Origin of the sequence: Tsuneonella dongtanensis, from assembly GCF_001698205.1 — a bacterium.
In the GTDB taxonomy this organism is placed as follows: Bacteria; Pseudomonadota; Alphaproteobacteria; order Sphingomonadales; family Sphingomonadaceae; genus Tsuneonella; species Tsuneonella dongtanensis.
This window is the reverse complement of sequence record NZ_CP016591.1, coordinates 60494-75956: the sequence shown is the minus strand read 5'-3', so window position 1 is coordinate 75956 and position 15463 is coordinate 60494. Positions and strand designations below refer to the sequence as shown.

The following is a 15463-nucleotide window of genomic DNA, read 5'->3' as shown; positions in this document are numbered from 1 at the left end:
GTGAGCCAGGCGTCAATTCTCTACGACCTTGCCGTCATCGGCGGCGGGGTGAACGGCTGCGGGATCGCCCGCGACGCGGCGGGGCGTGGCGCGAAAGTGCTCCTGCTCGAGGCGGGGGACCTCGCCGGCGGCACTTCGTCGGCGTCGACCAAGCTCATCCATGGCGGCTTGCGCTATCTCGAGCATTACGAGTTCGGGCTCGTGCGCGAGAGCCTGTCCGAACGCGAGCGGCTGTGGGGCATCGCTCCGCATATCGCGTGGCCGATGCGCTTCGTGCTGCCCCATGTGCCCGGCTTGCGCCCGCGCTGGCTCGTGCGCACGGGACTGTTCCTCTACGACCATATCGGCGGCCGCAAGCGGCTGCCCGCCACCGAGACGGTGTCGCTCGCGACCCATCCGGCGGGCGTGCCGCTCAAGCCCGAATTCCCGACCGCCTTCGTCTATTCGGACTGCTGGGTCGACGATGCGCGCCTGGTCGTCCTCAACGCGCGCGACGCGGCGGATCGTGGGGCCGAAGTGCGGACCCGGTGTCGGGTCACCGCGCTGCGCCGCGATGGCGAGGCCTGGACCATCGCGGCGGGCGGAGAGACGTTCCACGCGCGCGCCGTGGTGAATGCGGCAGGACCCGGCGTGATCGACCTGCTGACGGGCAGCGGTCTCGAGCCCGACAAGGCCATGCGGCTAGTGCGCGGTTCGCACATCGTGGTCCGCAAGCTGTTCGACCACCCGTTCGCCTATTTCTTCCAGCTGCCCGACGGCCGCATCTTCTTCGCCATTCCATACGAAGAGGATTTCACGCTCATCGGTACCACCGACGTCGACCACGACGGGGGACCGATCAAGGCCAGCGCCGACGAGATCGCCTATCTGTGCGAAGGAGCGAGCCGCTTCTTCCGCAAGCCCGTGACCCCCGACGACGTGGTGTGGACTTACTCGGGCGTCCGTCCCCTCATCGACGACGGGTCGGGCCGGCCGGAAGCGGCGACACGCGGATACGACCTCGACCTTTCCGAGCCCGATGAGGGCGCGCCGCTGCTGACCGTCTACGGCGGCAAGATCACCACATATCGCCACCTCGCCGCCGAAGCAGTCGAGAAACTGGCGCACCGCCTGCCATGCCTGCAGGGCGACGACTGGACCGGGAATGCGCCGCTTCCGGGGGGCGACTTCAGGGTCGATGGCGCCGCGTCTCTGGAAGCGGACTTTGCCGCGCGGTTCCCGTTCCTCGCAGGGTCGGCGCATCGCCTGGTGCGTGCCTACGGCACCACCGCCTTCGCGATCTTCGACGGGGCCGCCGATCTGTCCGACTGCGGCCGGGATTTCGGCCACGGCCTGAGGTTGCGCGAAATGCGCCACTTGATGACTCGCGAATGGGCGCGCACAGCCGAGGACGTGCTGTGGCGCCGTACCAAGCTTGGCCTGCGCTTCTCGGCGGAAGAGACCGCAGCGCTTCAGGAATACATGCAGCAGGAGTGCCCGCAATGACCACCCGTATCGTCGGTATCGGCGGCACCGTGAACCCCGGAAGTTCGACCGAACAGGCCATGCGGCTTGCCGGCGCTGCGGCCGAAGCTGCCGGGGCGGATGTGAAGATCTTCGGCGGGGACTACCTGCGCGCGCTGCCCCACTACCGAGGCGAGGGCTACGGCATCGAGGACGGCGCCGAACTCGTCGAGGCGGTTCGTCTTGCCGACGGCGTGATCATCTCGGCGCCGGGATACCACGGAAGCATTTCCGGCCTGGTCAAGAACGCGCTCGACTATCTGGAGGATCTGGCGAAGGACGAGCGGCCCTATCTCGACGGGCGCGCGGTGGGCCTGATCGCAACGGCCTATGGCGACCAGGCGACGATGAGCACGCTGCAGACGCTGCGCTCCATCGTCCATGCCTTGCGCGGCTGGCCGACGCCGATGGGCGCGACGGTCAAGGTCTATCACGGGCTGTTCTCGCCCGACGGCGAGTGCCTCGAAGACCGCGCGCGGCTGCAGCTCGAGCTCGTCGGCAAGCAGACGTTTCGCGGCGCATCGGCGCTCGCGCTCGGGGAGGGCAAGCAGTGAGCGGGCCGCTGCAGCCCGCGCTCGCGGCGCTCGCCGAAGGGCGCGTCATCGTGATCATCGGTGACCGCCTGCGGGGCGGCGACATCGATTTCTGCGTCGCCGCGAAGCATGTCAGCGCCGAGGCGGTCAACTTCATGGCGACGCATGGACGCGGGCTCGTCTGCCTCGCGGTGACCCCGGCGCGCGCGGTGCGGCTCGGGATAGAGCTGATCAATCCGGGCCGCGAGAACCAGTCGGGCCGTCCGCACGGTCGTTCGATCGAGGCGGCGAGCGGGGTATCGACCGGCATCTCGGCTGCGGACCGGGCGCATACGATCGCGGTCGCAGTCGCGGACGGCTCCACCGCCAGCGACATCGTCTCCCCCGGTCACATCTTTCCGCTGATCACGGCGGAGGGCGGCGTCGCCGAGCGGCCCGCCGCGGCCGAGGCGGCAATCGAACTCTGCCGCAGGGCCGGGGCGGGCGATGCTGCGGTCATCTGCTCGATCATGCGCGACGACGGGGAGATGGCGCGCATCGAGGACATGGGCGATTTCCTCGCCCGGCACGGCATTCCGGTCGCCGACATCGGCGACCTGCTGAGGGCCGGCTAGACCGAGCCCCGGTCCAATCGGCGGGCGAGGCTGACGCCGAGCGCGATCAGCGGCGGGACCAGCACGATCGACAGCGCGACTTTTGCCAGGACCTGCCCGATCAGCAGGTTGGTGATGTCGAATTCGCCGTAGAAGGCGAGGGTGATGAAGATCACCGAATCAATCGCCTGGCTCAGCGCGGAGGCGATCGCCCCGCGGACCATGATTCCCAGGGTGCCGCCCGCACCACCCTCGCCGCGCAGCTTGGAGAAGATCCATACGTTGAGCAGCAGGGAGACGATGTAGGCCGCGGGCCCTGCCATCCATACGCGCCAGAGCTGCGAATGGACGCGTTCGAACGCGGTCAGGTCGTCCGCTCGGAACTGCACCATCTCGGACGAAGCGGGCAGGGCGAGGACGAGCTGCATCAGGAGCGACGAGACCAACAGGGGCAGGAAACCCCACCACACGAGCTGGCGTGCCCGTGCATCGCCGTAGAGCTGCGAGACGGTGCTCGAGATCACGACCAGCAGCAAGAACGCGAAGATGCCCGATTCGACCGCAAGGCTCGTCGGCCAGAGCGCGACCTGCTTGTAGGCCATGACGCCCGCCAGCACGGTCATGCCGCCGTAAAGCAGCAGATAGACGAACAGCGCGCGTGGCACGCGGACCTCGGATGGCTGGGCCGAAAGGGTTTCGTTCATGGCGCGACGGATTGGCACCGCGCTCGCGAAAAGAAAAGCGCAGGCGAAGGACGCTTGCGCGATTGCCTGTGGGAACCCAAAAGAGCCCGCCGCGCCGCAGGCGCGATTCCGGTTTCAATCGTAACCGGACGCCATTATGCGGGGGACTCATGCCGCCAGTCGTTGCCAGCCTTATCGGGATCGTCGCGATCCTTGCCATCGCCTTCGTGCTCTCGAACGGCAAGCGCCGGATCAGCCTCAGGATCGTCGGCTCGGCATTTGCGCTGCAGGCGCTGCTGGCATTCATCGTCCTGCGCACGCCGTGGGGCGTGGCCGGAATCCGGGGCATGTCCGACGGGGTTGCCGCGTTGTTGTCCTACGCCAACGAAGGGACGGCATTCCTGTTCGGCCGCGATAATCCGCTGCAGAACACGTTCGCGCTCGGCGCCTTGCCGGTAATCGTGTTCTTCGCCGCGCTCGTGTCGATCCTCTATCACCTCGGCATCATGCAGCGCCTGGTGCGCTGGCTCGGCGGTGCGATCGGCTGGGTCACGGGCGTCAGCCGGGTCGAGGCATTGGGCTCGGCGGCGAACATCTTCGTGGGCCAGTCGGAAAGCCCGCTGGTCGTCCGGCCCTATCTCGCCGCACTGACCCCGAGCCGGTTGTTCACGCTCATGACCGTCGGCATGGCGGGCGTCGCGGGCACGATCCTCGCGGCGTATGCGGGCCTGCTGGGGTCGGAATATCTGCCCTATCTGCTAGCTGCCGCATTCATGTCGGCGCCCGGCGGGATCCTTATGGCCAAGATAATCATGCCGGACGAGGACGAGGACGAGCCGGCCCCGGCAACCGAAGACCGGATCGAACTGCCCGAAGCGCGCATCAGCGCCGAAGGCCCGGCGGCGCTCGTCGAAGGCGGCAAGGCGCACGAAGTGGAACTCGCCGAGACCTTCGAGGAAGGCCAGAAGCCCGCCAACGTGATCGAAGCGGCGGCGCAAGGAGCGCAGACCGGCGTGAAGCTGGCGGTCGCGGTCGGCGCCATGGTGCTCGCCTTCGTCGCGCTGGTAGCGCTCGCCAACGGCATTCTCGGCCTTTTCGGCGAGGGTGTCTTGCGAGCAGCTTGCGCCACTGGTGAGCCAGGGCTTTGCTTTTCCGTGGGTCAGGTTTTCGGCAATCTAAGCTTCCAGAAGCTCTTGGGTTTTCTCTTCGCACCGGTCATGTTCCTCATCGGCGTGCCGTGGGATCAGGCGTCGGTCGCGGGCGGACTGTTCGGGACGAAGGTCGTGCTCAACGAGTTCGTCGCCTTCATCGACCTCGGCCAGCTCGATGCCGCGGCGCTGTCCGATCGCAGCCGGGCGATCGTGACCTTCGCGCTGTGCGGCTTTGCCAACTTCTCATCCATCGCGATCCAGATGGCCGTGACCGGCGGGCTTGCCCCAAATCAAAGACCCGTGATCGCGAAGCTGGGATTGAAGGCGCTGGCCGCGGGTTCGCTGTCCAACCTCATGAGCGCCGCGCTCGCCGGCCTTTTCCTTCCTTACTAGAGTCGCAACCAATGTCCGAAATCGCCTCCTTATCGATCGCCCGCCCACTCGACGAAGTCGCCGACGAACTCGGTCGCTCGTTCCGCGAATACGGCTTCGCCGTCATCCGCGACCACGGTATTCCCGCGGACCTGATCGCGCGCGCGGAGGCACTCTCGAAGGCGTTCTTTGCGCTGCCTGAGGAGGTCAAGAAGGCCTACAAGATCGAAGGCGGAGGCGGCGCGCGCGGTTACACCCCGTTCGGCGTCGAGCGGGCGAAGGATGCCGCGGTCCACGATCTCAAGGAGTTCTGGCACGTCGGGCGCGAGCTGCCCGCAGGACATCCCCTGTCCGAATACATGGCCGACAACGTCTGGCCGAGCGAGGTCGAGGGTTTTCGCGAGACTTTCACCGAGCTCTATGCGGCGTTCGAAAAGGCCGGCGGCCGCGTCCTCGAAGCGATCGCGATCCACCTCGGCCTTCCGCAAGACTGGTTTGCCTCGACGGTCGAGGACGGCAACTCGGTCATGCGGCTGCTCCACTATCCGCCGCTCGACGGACCGCATGCAGAGGGCGCCATCCGCGCCGCGGCGCATGGCGACATCAACACCATCACGCTGCTCCTCGGTGCCGAGGAAGCCGGTCTGGAGCTGCTGACCGCCAAGGGCGAATGGAAGGCCGTCGACACGCCCGAAGGCGCGCTGGTGGTCAACATCGGCGACATGCTGGACAGGCTCACTAACAGCCGCCTCAAGTCGACCCAGCACCGGGTGGTCAATCCCCGGGGCGAGGCGGCCTATCGCAGCCGCTACTCGATGCCGTTCTTCCTGCACTTCCGCCCGGACTTCGACATCGTCACACTCGACAGCTGCATCGACCCGGCGCGACCCGAAGATCACCCCGAGCCGATCTCGAGCCACGAGTTCCTGCAGCAGCGGCTTCGCGAGATAAACCTCGCCTGATTCGCCATGCGACGCGCCGCGATGAGCCTTTACTGACTTTTTTGTCAGTATGTTGCATTGCGGCAACATGAAAAAAGGCAGCGAAATCAAGCAGCTTCGTTGATTGGCGGGGTGTGTGGATAACTCCGCGTGCGATTGTCACACACCCGTAACAGAAGATACTTCTGGCAGCCGCGCTAGCCGACTAACGGCAACCCTGTCCTCACCCGATTCTCCTCATCGAATGCAAGGGATCGTCATTCCATGAAGCTCAAGTATCTTTTGGCTGCGAGCGTCGTCAGCCTTTCCGCCACCGCCATCCTGCCCGCGCCCGTCATGGCGCAGCAGATCACGTCCGGTATCCAAGGCTCCGTCGCTGACGAGGCCGGCAATGCGATCCCCGGCGCGACCGTCACGATCACCGACATCCGGACGGGTGCCCAGCGTAGCCTGACGACCGGCGCAGACGGCAACTTCCGCGCCGACGGCCTCGTAACCGGCGGCCCTTACACAGTGGCAGCCAATGCCGGCGGCTTCGAGGGCCAGACGGTTGAGGGCGTCCAGTTGACCTTGCAGGGCAATGCCGACCTTTCGTTTGCTCTGACAGCCGGTGGCGGCGAGATCGTTGTCTCGGGAGCGCGCGCTAACCTGACCACCGTCACGACCGGTCCCGGCCAGTCCTTTGGCCTCGCGGTGCTCGAAAGCGTTCCCACCTTCGAGCGCGACTTGCGCGATGTCATCCGCATCGACCCGCGCGTCAGCCTCGACCGAAATCAGGAATCGGACCGCGTTTCATGCCTTGGCGGCAACGACCGCTCGAACGCCTTCACCGTCGACGGGATCAACCAGGGCGACGTTTACGGTCTGACCGACACTCCGTTCTCGAGCCGCACCGGCACGCCTATCCCGTACGATGCGATCCGTGAGACCTCGGTCGAATTCGCTCCGATGGACGTAACCTACGGATCGTTTACGGGTTGCGCGATCAACGCGGTGACGAAGTCGGGTTCGAACGACATCAGCGGCAGCGCGTTCATCACGTACTCGAACCTCGATCTGTCCGGCGACCGGGCCGGTGGCGTTGCCGCCAACGGGGTCAATCGGGACTTGCGCTTCGGCGGAACCCTCAGCGGGCCGATTATCAAGGATCGCTTGTTCCTTTTCGGTGCCTACGAGCGTGTCGATGTCGTCGATGCCGTCGAATCCGGACCGGTGGGCGCGGGTCTGGCGAATGACCGGACATTCATCACGCAGGCGCTGTTCGATCAGATCGCCGGTGTTCTCAATAATTCCTACGGTATCGACGTCGGCGGTGTGGCCCGTACACTGCCCTTCAAGAGCGATCGGTATTTCGTTCGCGCCGATGCGTACCTTTCGGACAACCATCGTCTCGAGGCGACCTATCAGCATGTCAACGAGGCGAAGGTCCAGGCCGACGACATGACCGACAACACCGGCCTCGGCCGGTCGACGATCACCGGCCTTAACAACTTCTATGCATCGGGATCGCAGTCGGACTACTACTCGGGCCGACTATATTCGAACTGGTCGGACAATTTCTCGACCGAGTTCGGGTACTCCCGATCGGAAATCACCGACGAACAGAGCCCGCTCGGTGGGGGCGAGGCGCAGGACGAGAACCCGATCACACGCATTGTGGTCGGGGTGAACAATGGCACCAGCCGCGGGCTGTTTGTCGCTGGTCCTGGATTTTCGCGCTCGGCCAACAGACTGAGCGTGTCCGTCGACCAGTTCCGCGCCAAAGGCATCCTGAACCAGGGTGCGCACACCCTCACCTTCGGCGCCGAGATGAACAAGGCCGACCTCAACAACCTGTTCGTCCAGAACGGCACGGGGACGCTCTACTTTCGCGACGTCAACGCACTGATTGCGGGTACGCCCAACAATGGCACCAGCTTCAGCACGACCGACCCGGCCGCGGTGGCAGCGGGCACCACCATCGGGGCTGACATCAACAACAGCCGCGACGGCAATATCGAAAGCGCTGCGGCAGCGTTCTCGCGGACGATCTACACCGCGTTCGTCCAGGACGAATGGGACGTGACAGACCGCCTGAACTTGATCGGAGGCGTTCGCGTCGACTGGTACGACGGTGACCGGCCGCGTCTCAACTCGCGCTTCGTCCAGCGTTATGGCCAGGCCAACACGATCGGCTTCAGCAATATCGATCCGGTCGTCGCGCCCCGCTTCGCGCTCGACTACGACGCGGGCGATTTCGGCTTCGCGCGCAACCTGCGGATCAAGGCCGGCGTCGGCGTCTTCTCCGGTGGCGACCCGGTGGTGTGGTTCGGCAACGCGTTCCAGAACGATGGCTTCGCTACCGCGCCGGGCAACCTCAACACCACGTCGTGCGGCACGACCAACATCAACGTGCTGTCAGGCGGCAGTTTCACGGGTTTCCCGCAGTGCGTCCGCAATTCGGCACAGGCGCTGGCGGCCCAGGGCGGTGGCGATACTCAGTCCATCGATCCCGACATCAAGATGCCTTCGGTACTGCGCTATAACCTGGGATTGTCGGCGACGCTCGGTGCGGGTGGCAGCTTCTTCTCGGGCTGGAACTTGAACCTCGATTACATCCGCAGCCAGTATCGCAACCCGCTCACCCTGGTGGACCTCTCGCAGGTGCCGGACTTCCGGATCGGCCTCAACGGCTTCACAATCGACGGGCGGCCGATCAACCGGGCAATCGATCCGACCGTCGCGGGCTGTACTGCGCGACTCGTTCAGGATGGGACCGCCATCAGCTACACCAACGTCAACGCGGCGTGTTTCAGCACGTCGCGTGACGATGAGCTGCAGCTGACCAACGGTGGCAAGTACACTTCGCAGATCGCCTCGGCGATCCTGGCGAAGCGCTTCGAACGCGGGCTGTTCACCGAGGGTGGATCGACCTTCATCAATATCGGCTACGCCTTTACCGATTCGAAGGACCGCCGCTCGATGTACCGTTCGACCGCAGGTTCGAACTACGACGGAACCGCGGCGTTCGACCGCCAGAATCCGCCAGCGACACGCAGCTTCTATTCGACGAAGCACAACATCACGCTCGCGGCGCAGTTCAAGGAAGCGTTCATCAGCGAAGAGGCGAAGACCGGGTTCGGCTTTACCTTCGTCGCTCGTTCTGGCCGCCCCTACAGCTTGACCTTCGGTGGTTCGGGCCGGTTTTACGACAGCGCATCCGGCAACGACAACGCGCTGCTCTACATTCCGACCGGTGTGAATGATCCTAATCTGGCTCCCACATCGAATGCGGCGGCAGTGCAGAGCCTCGTCAACTACATCGATGCGCTGCCGTGCGCCAAGAAGTACGCGGGTCGGACGATCGAGCGCAATTCCTGCTCGAACGAGTGGTATTACGACCTCGATCTCAACTTCTCCCAGGAATTCCCAGGACCGCTCAACGGTCGCGACAAATTCCGCTTTACCGCAACCCTCGACAATTTCCTGAACTTCCTCGACAGCGATTGGAACGTGTTCCGCCGTCGCGACTTCGAAGGTCTAGTGAACGTCGTGGACACGCCATCGACTCCGGTCGATGCGCAGGGTCGCTACATCATCAGCTCGTTCGCGCCTGACGATGCCGCTCTGGTGCAGCCGAGCTCGTCGCTGTGGCGGATCAAGGTGGGTCTGAGCTACGACTTCTGATCGCAGCTGAAACCCGAACAACGGCGGCGGCGCTCCACCGTGGAGCGCCGCCGTTCGTTTATCCGCTTGCGGAACGCAGGCGCATTGCGCAGCGTTGGGTCGCCATGGCGGCCAACGACAACTTCTCCAGCGCACGGCGCAGGCCCCGGCCAGGCACGCTGATCCTGATCGTGCTGCTGCACGTGGCCGCCTTCTACGGCCTCGCCAAGGCGTTTGCCCCGACCATGACCGCGTCGGTCGAAGACGCGGTCCTTTCCACATTCACGGTGACGGTGGAGACCAAGGAGTACGTACCCCCGCCCGAACCCGAGCCCGACGCGGGCGCCTCTGGCGAAGAGGGCAAGCAGGCGGTGCCCAAGCCCACGGCGGCACCCGAACCCAAGATCAAGGTGAAGCCCGATCCTCCGGCGCCCAAGGCGACCTCGACCGGCACGGCCGACACATCGGGCGCGCGCGAACAGGGCAGCGGTACCGGCGCGGGCGGCACCGGCACGGGGACCGGAAGCGGCAACGGCGGAAGCGGACAGGGCGGCGGCATCGCGACCAAGCCGGTCCATGTATCGGGCGGGATCAACAACGCGCGCGACTATCCCGTCCCGCCCGGCGGTCGCGAGGCGCGGATCGGCACCGAAGTCATCGTCAAGGTGACCGTGGGCACCGATGGACGCGCGTCGAACTGCAGCGTCTTCAAGCCGAGCCCCGACCCTGAGGCGGACCGGATCACCTGCCGCCTCGTCGTCGACCGCCTGCGCTTCAAGCCGGCGACCGATTCCGCGGGCAACCCGGTGGCCGCACCATTCTACTGGAGGCAGCGCTGGTTCTGATCGCGCCTGGCCACTTTGCTTAGGCGGTTCGGTAGGAATTTGGTGCTAAGCGCGCGTTTGCGATGAGCGAACCGACGATCATTCCCGTGATCCTGTGCGGCGGAAGCGGCACCCGGCTGTGGCCGCGCAGCCGCAAGGCGCGGCCGAAGCCATTCCTGCCGCTGACGGGAGAGCGCACGCTGTTTCAGGCGACACTCGACCGATGCCGGGGAGAAGGGTTCGCTAGCCCCATCATCGTCGCCGGCAAAGATCACATGGCGCTCGTCGCGGATCAGTCCTCCCCCGACGCGACCTTGATCGTCGAACCATCGGCGAAGAGCACCGCGCCCGCAATCGGCCTCGCCGCTGCCAGTCTGCCCGCAGACGCGATCATGCTCGTGTGTCCGAGCGATCATCACATTGCCGACGCTGAGGCATTCCGGGAAGCTGCCCGCGCGGCGGCAGGGTTGGCCGCAGATGGCTGGCTCGTCGCTTTCGGCATCAATGCCAAGCGGCCGGAGACAGGCTACGGCTACATCCGCAGGGGCGAGGCGATCGCGGGCGGATACCGCATCGATCGTTTCGTGGAAAAGCCCGACCGCGCGACCGCGGAAACCTTTCTCGCCAAAGGCGGCTATGCCTGGAACGGAGGGATCTTCGCGTTCCTGGCGGGTGCCTATCTCGACGAGCTCGCCGCGCACCGGCCGGCGATGGTCGAGGCGGTGCGCGCCGCCATCAACGGGGCCGAACGCGACGGGTCCACCATTCATCCCGCCGCGGGGCCGTTCGCGGGTATCGCCGCGGAGTCGGTCGATTATGCTGTGATGGAAAACAGCAACCGCGCGGCGGTGGTGCCGGCCGACATGGGGTGGTCCGACATCGGCAACTGGGCCGCCCTGCGCGACGCGCTCGCAGGCGATGCCGACGGCAACCGGACACGCGGCAAGGCCGATCTCGTCGATTGCCGGAACGTCCTCGTCGATACCGACGGCCCGCGTGTTTCGGTGGTCGGCCTCCAGGATGTGATCGTCGTCGTCGATGGCGACGAGGTCCTCGTGACCAGCGCAGAAGGTACGCAACTCGTCGGCAAGTTGCCGGGGCCCACGAACCAGTGACGACCGTTCGCGCGCTCGAAACGAAAACCGTCGAAAAGGTGTGGGGTCGCGACGCCTTGCCGCCGCCGTTCAGCACATCGCCTGGCAAATGCGTCGGAGAAATCTGGTTCGACCCGCCGCCCGAATTGCCGCAGCTCCTCGTCAAGTACCTGTTCACGAGCGAAAACCTCTCGGTCCAGGTCCATCCGTCGGATGCGGATGCGCCACCCGGCTCACGGGGCAAGGACGAATGCTGGCTTGTCCTGTCAACCGAGCCCGGAGCGAAGCTTGCTGTTGGATTTGCTGAGGAGATCGCGCCGCAGACGATTCGCGCGGCCGCGATCGACGGATCGATCGAGGACCGGCTCGAGTGGTTCGCGGTCGAGGCGGGCGATTTCATCTACCTGCCCGCAGGAACCGTGCACGCGATCGGGGCGGGAATCTCGCTCGTCGAAATCCAGCAGAATTCCGACGTCACCTATCGCCTGTACGACTATGGCCGCCCGCGCGAACTCCATCTGGACGATGCAATCGCGGTCGCGAGCGGTGCACCGCACGATCCGGCCCTGCGGTGTCATGTACCCGCGCATGGATCGGTCAAGCTGGTAGACGGGCCGCATTTCCGGCTGGACCGGACCGACGGCGCGCCGAACGGCGAAACGCTCGCGCGCTACGGCGGCAGGCCAACGCTGGTCGTCCCGCTCGACGACAGCGTCGTCATCGACGGACTGGCGATCCCGCCGGGGAGCTGCGGACTGGCGGGCGATCTTGGAGAGGCGCGCCTTGAGTTCCGTGGGCGCGCGCTCCTCGTCCAGTCGGTCTAGGCTGCCTGCCTCCCGAGCACGGCCGCAATCTCGGCCTTGCCGTAAGGCTTCTTGAGCAACGCGAACGCGCCGAATTCATCGAGGCTGTCCTCGAGCTCGCCGTAGCCGCTCGCCATCACGAACGGAATGCCTCGCTCGCGAAGCTGCGCCGCAACCGGATCGGACGTCTCGGTGCCCAGATTGTAATCGAGAATGGCCAGCTCGGGCGGATCCTGCTCGATCGAGGCGAGCGCCTGGTTCACGTTGCTGGCGGTCGTCACTGTCTTGACCCCGAGCGAGCGAAGACTGTCTTCGGTGTCCATCGCAATGATCATGCTGTCTTCAACCACCAGCACGTGCTCGGGGATCTCGCCGGGCGCGGCCGCCGCATTCGTGGCTTTCGCCGCTCCTGCACCGGCGCCATCGCCGCTGGCCGCTGCACCCGCACGGACGAAGCGCTGTGGAATGACGAAGCGCGCCTCTACCCCGCCGAGCTTGTACTGGACCTGTGCCTCACCGCGTAGTTCATACGGGATCGACCGTTCGGTGATCGTCGATCCGAAGCCACGCCGCTGCGGGGCCTGCACCGCGGGGCCGCCGCGTTCGGTCCAGGCGATCTCGAGGTCGCCATTGCGATCGCGCGACAGGTCGATGGCGATGGTGCCGCGGCTGTCGCACAGCGCGCCGTACTTCACCGAATTCGTCATCATCTCGTGCATGACGAGCGCGACGACGGTGTACGCTTCGGGCGCGATCAGGACGTCGTCGCCGTTGACCGAAACACGGTCTTCCTTCCCGCCCAGGTAGGCCCTAGCCTCGTCGGCCACGAGGTCCTTGAAGGAAGCAGGCGACCAGTTGCCCTTGGTGATGTGATCGTGCGCGGTGGCGAGTGCACCGATCCGTCCGCCGATAAGGTCGGAGAAGCTGGCGACGTCCGTCGCCTCGCGCCGGGTCTGGCTAATGAGACTGCGGATGAGGTTCAGGATATTGCGGACGCGGTGGTTGAGTTCCGCGATCAAGAGTTCCTGCTGCTCTTGCGCGCGGGCCCGATCCTGCACGGCCTCATCGGTCAGTCGGAGGATCACCTCGAGCAGGGTGACCCGCAGGGACTCGGCGATCTGGCATTCGTCTTCAGCCCATTCCGCGCTTTTGCCGTTCACCGACTGCTGCCACGCCTCGAAGCTCTTGCGCGGGGTGAGCCGGGAACCGCTCGGCCCGTATTCGACGGGCTTTTCCGGATTGCCCGCCCAGGTGACGACCTGCGGCAGTTCGCGCCGCCACAAGACGAAGTAGTCCCGTGGACGGCGGCTGACGGGCACGACCATCGCTCCGACCACCTTGTCCGCGAAGGCCTGAGCCGCCGGTATTCGAGCCGCAAGCTCGTTTGAGGCGAAGACCCGGCTGGTCGAAGCCGAATTGAGCGCCGGGATCAGCGCCATGAATTGCTCTTCGGTAGGCCCACAGCCGCGCGACTTGTACACCCCGTCGATATAAATGCTCGAACCGTCATGCTGCACAATGTCGCCGATCACCGCTTCGAGTGTGGGGAGACTGTCGAGCAGCGGCACTCCACCCGCGAGACGCGCCATCAGCCGGTCGTGCAGCTCGCGACCCTTCGCGGACAGGCGCGTGCCCGTATCCGTCAGCACGCGGTCGAGGAGCAGCGAAAACAATTGGCTGAAGAGCTCGGCAACGGTGCGCAAGGAATAGGGCAGCACGCGGGGTGCGTAGTGGTGGCACGCGAACAGGCCCCAGAGTTTGCCGCGCACCACGATCGAGATCGACAGGGATGCCTCGACGCCCATGTTGCGCAGATATTCGAGGTGGATCGGCGATACCGCGCGAAGGGTGCTGAGCGACAGGTCGATCGGCGCGCCCTCGATGCTGACGCCCGGCAGGATCGGAACGCCGTCTTCGTTCACGTCGCTGATGATGCGGAAGGGGTTGCGCAGATAAAGCGCGCGCGCCTGCGCCGGAATGTCGGTCTTGGGATAACGCAGACCGAAATAGCTCTCGAGATGGGGCTCGCGCGCTTCGGCCACGACTTCGCCCGACAGATCTTCGTGGAACTTGTAGACCATGACCCGGTCGAAACCGAGGAGGCGTTTCATCTGGCCGGCGGCCTCGCGGCAAAGTGCCATGGTCTCGCCGCAGGTCTCGAGTTCCGCCATGATGGCACGCAAAGTGCCGACATGGCTGGCAAAGCCGGCCGCATCGTGGGGCTCGATCTCGATAATGGTCAGGGGGCCCGTCGAATGGACGGCCACATCGAACGGCGCGCCGCCGACCGTCAGGATCAGGCCGAAAATCCGCTCGACCGAGTCCGATCCGCGCATCTGGCCGAGCGTAGCGCGCAATGCGCCGACGGCCTCGGGGAGAAAGAGATCGGCGATCCGCATGCCCGGTGCAATCGTCGTCTGCGCATCGAGTATCGCGTCGAAGTTTTCCGAATACTGCGCAACCATCCAGTCTGCATTGACTGCGACGAGTGCTCCGAAAGGCTGAATGCGGCCGAGCAGATGTATCGGTTCACGATCGCAGTTGGTCAGGTCGACCGTGGTGTACATGGTATTCATGCGGCTTGTTCAAACTCTGGTTCTTGTATCGCGCGCGGGATGGCACTTGCGAACGTCCCGAAGACAGCCCCGGCGGCGGCGACTTGTTCTGCGAGCGCTTCCGCAACCGCAGCCGGTCGCTCGAGCAGCGGACGAATCCTCGCGAAGTAGGCGGGCATGGCGTCATCGCCGAGAAACGAGCGGGGCAAATCCGACCCACGGCTTGCCAAGCGCTTGAGCATCATGCGGTTGCCGAGCGACGAGCCGGCTACCGCCCAGGCCACTCCCAGCCAGCCGTTGGGCGGGGCGGACAAGGAACCGATGACGGTCTCGGGCACAAGCGAAGCCATGGCGCGCAGGTCCGCTTCGATCAGAGGCGATTGCAGGGGCGGCAGGAATTCGTTGGGCACATTTACCGCGCACCAAGCCTCAATGGGGCGACGAGCCGCCAGTTGGGTTTGGAGAAACAGGGCGTATTCGCCGCGCTCGCACAAATCGAGCGAGCCCAGCGATTGGTCCAGCAGATCGTGCGATTGGCCGGTTTCGCTGCGAAGGACCTCGCGGATGGTCGCGCTGCTTCTATCCTTGGTCCCGACCCTCATCTGGACATAAACTTCCGACCGTCGACCAAGTTCCCGCGCTACCGTACACACTCCGGGACATGCCGGATGCGCGGCGGCAATGACCCAGGAGGCCTTTCGCGCCTCGTCGTTTAGACGGGCCGGTTATCTTGCCATTCACCCCTGCGCGCCTACATTCGTGTGCA

The 15463-nt window shown here is 65.3% G+C and carries 12 protein-coding genes; 9 read left to right on the top strand and 3 right to left on the bottom strand.

Features of this window, described 5'->3' with window-relative positions; all coding sequences use genetic code 11:
* The 3 genes from A6F68_RS00345 to A6F68_RS00335 are packed head-to-tail and all read left to right on the top strand — an operon-like array spanning position 1 to position 2650.
* Entirely contained in the window at positions 1-1485 is a 1485-nt protein-coding gene (locus A6F68_RS00345; protein ID WP_067674742.1) for a glycerol-3-phosphate dehydrogenase, read from the top strand.
* Positions 1482-2057: an NADPH-dependent FMN reductase gene (locus tag A6F68_RS00340; RefSeq protein ID WP_067674739.1), complete on the top strand. Its 576-nt coding sequence runs from the start codon at positions 1482-1484 to the stop codon at positions 2055-2057. The genes A6F68_RS00345 and A6F68_RS00340 overlap by 4 nt, the downstream gene beginning before the upstream one ends.
* A complete protein-coding gene (locus A6F68_RS00335; RefSeq protein ID WP_067674736.1) occupies positions 2054-2650 on the top strand; it encodes a 3,4-dihydroxy-2-butanone-4-phosphate synthase in 597 nt (198 codons plus the stop codon). The genes A6F68_RS00340 and A6F68_RS00335 overlap by 4 nt, the downstream gene beginning before the upstream one ends.
* Here A6F68_RS00335 and A6F68_RS00330 read toward each other — a convergent pair.
* Positions 2647-3333, bottom strand: a complete 687-nt coding sequence (locus A6F68_RS00330) for a queuosine precursor transporter (RefSeq protein WP_067674733.1) — start codon at positions 3331-3333, stop codon at positions 2647-2649. The two genes, A6F68_RS00335 and A6F68_RS00330, sit on opposite strands and share 4 nt — an antisense overlap.
* A 149-nt stretch (positions 3334-3482) precedes the next feature.
* Between A6F68_RS00330 and A6F68_RS00325 the strand changes: the two genes are divergently transcribed.
* The 6 genes from A6F68_RS00325 to A6F68_RS00300 all read left to right on the top strand — a co-directional run bounded on the left by A6F68_RS00325 (position 3483) and on the right by A6F68_RS00300 (position 12163).
* The gene (locus A6F68_RS00325; protein WP_067674728.1) at positions 3483-4856 is read left to right on the top strand and encodes a NupC/NupG family nucleoside CNT transporter; all 1374 of its coding nucleotides are present in this window, start codon (positions 3483-3485) and stop codon (positions 4854-4856) included.
* Between the two features lie 11 nt (positions 4857-4867).
* Positions 4868-5797, top strand: a complete 930-nt coding sequence (locus tag A6F68_RS00320; protein WP_067674721.1) for an isopenicillin N synthase family dioxygenase — start codon at positions 4868-4870, stop codon at positions 5795-5797.
* 243 nt (positions 5798-6040) lie between these two features.
* The gene (locus A6F68_RS00315) at positions 6041-9442 is read left to right on the top strand and encodes a TonB-dependent receptor (protein ID WP_067674718.1); all 3402 of its coding nucleotides are present in this window, start codon (positions 6041-6043) and stop codon (positions 9440-9442) included.
* 104 nt (positions 9443-9546) lie between these two features.
* On the top strand, positions 9547-10266 hold the full coding sequence (locus tag A6F68_RS00310) for an energy transducer TonB (protein ID WP_067674715.1): 720 nt from the start codon (positions 9547-9549) through the stop codon (positions 10264-10266).
* A gap of 62 nt (positions 10267-10328) precedes the next feature.
* Positions 10329-11360 carry a mannose-1-phosphate guanylyltransferase gene (locus tag A6F68_RS00305; RefSeq protein WP_067674711.1) on the top strand — a complete coding sequence of 344 codons (1032 nt, stop codon included), beginning with the start codon at positions 10329-10331 and terminating at the stop codon, positions 11358-11360.
* On the top strand, positions 11357-12163 hold the full coding sequence (locus A6F68_RS00300) for a class I mannose-6-phosphate isomerase (RefSeq protein ID WP_067674708.1): 807 nt from the start codon (positions 11357-11359) through the stop codon (positions 12161-12163). Before A6F68_RS00305 ends, A6F68_RS00300 begins: the two co-directional genes overlap by 4 nt.
* On the opposite strand, the gene A6F68_RS00295 is transcribed toward A6F68_RS00300, so the two are convergent.
* On the bottom strand, positions 12160-14718 hold the full coding sequence (locus A6F68_RS00295; protein WP_067674705.1) for an HWE histidine kinase domain-containing protein: 2559 nt from the start codon (positions 14716-14718) through the stop codon (positions 12160-12162). The two genes, A6F68_RS00300 and A6F68_RS00295, sit on opposite strands and share 4 nt — an antisense overlap.
* A complete protein-coding gene (locus tag A6F68_RS00290) occupies positions 14715-15299 on the bottom strand; it encodes a biliverdin-producing heme oxygenase (protein WP_067674702.1) in 585 nt (194 codons plus the stop codon). The genes A6F68_RS00295 and A6F68_RS00290 overlap by 4 nt, the downstream gene beginning before the upstream one ends.
* Positions 15300-15463: the final 164 nt, after the last annotated feature.

Excerpts from the sequence above, each read along its gene's own strand:
- A6F68_RS00340 (WP_067674739.1), top strand. The coding sequence starts at position 1,482 with ATGACCACCCGTATCGTCGGTATCGGCGGCACCGTGAACCCCGGAAGT.
- A6F68_RS00330 (WP_067674733.1), bottom strand. The coding sequence starts at position 3,333 with ATGAACGAAACCCTTTCGGCCCAGCCATCCGAGGTCCGCGTGCCACGC.
- A6F68_RS00325 (WP_067674728.1), top strand. The coding sequence starts at position 3,483 with ATGCCGCCAGTCGTTGCCAGCCTTATCGGGATCGTCGCGATCCTTGCC.
- A6F68_RS00320 (WP_067674721.1), top strand. The coding sequence starts at position 4,868 with ATGTCCGAAATCGCCTCCTTATCGATCGCCCGCCCACTCGACGAAGTC.
- A6F68_RS00315 (WP_067674718.1), top strand. The coding sequence starts at position 6,041 with ATGAAGCTCAAGTATCTTTTGGCTGCGAGCGTCGTCAGCCTTTCCGCC.
- A6F68_RS00310 (WP_067674715.1), top strand. The coding sequence starts at position 9,547 with ATGGCGGCCAACGACAACTTCTCCAGCGCACGGCGCAGGCCCCGGCCA.
- A6F68_RS00305 (WP_067674711.1), top strand. The coding sequence starts at position 10,329 with ATGAGCGAACCGACGATCATTCCCGTGATCCTGTGCGGCGGAAGCGGC.
- A6F68_RS00295 (WP_067674705.1), bottom strand. The coding sequence starts at position 14,718 with ATGAATACCATGTACACCACGGTCGACCTGACCAACTGCGATCGTGAA.
- A6F68_RS00290 (WP_067674702.1), bottom strand. The coding sequence starts at position 15,299 with ATGAGGGTCGGGACCAAGGATAGAAGCAGCGCGACCATCCGCGAGGTC.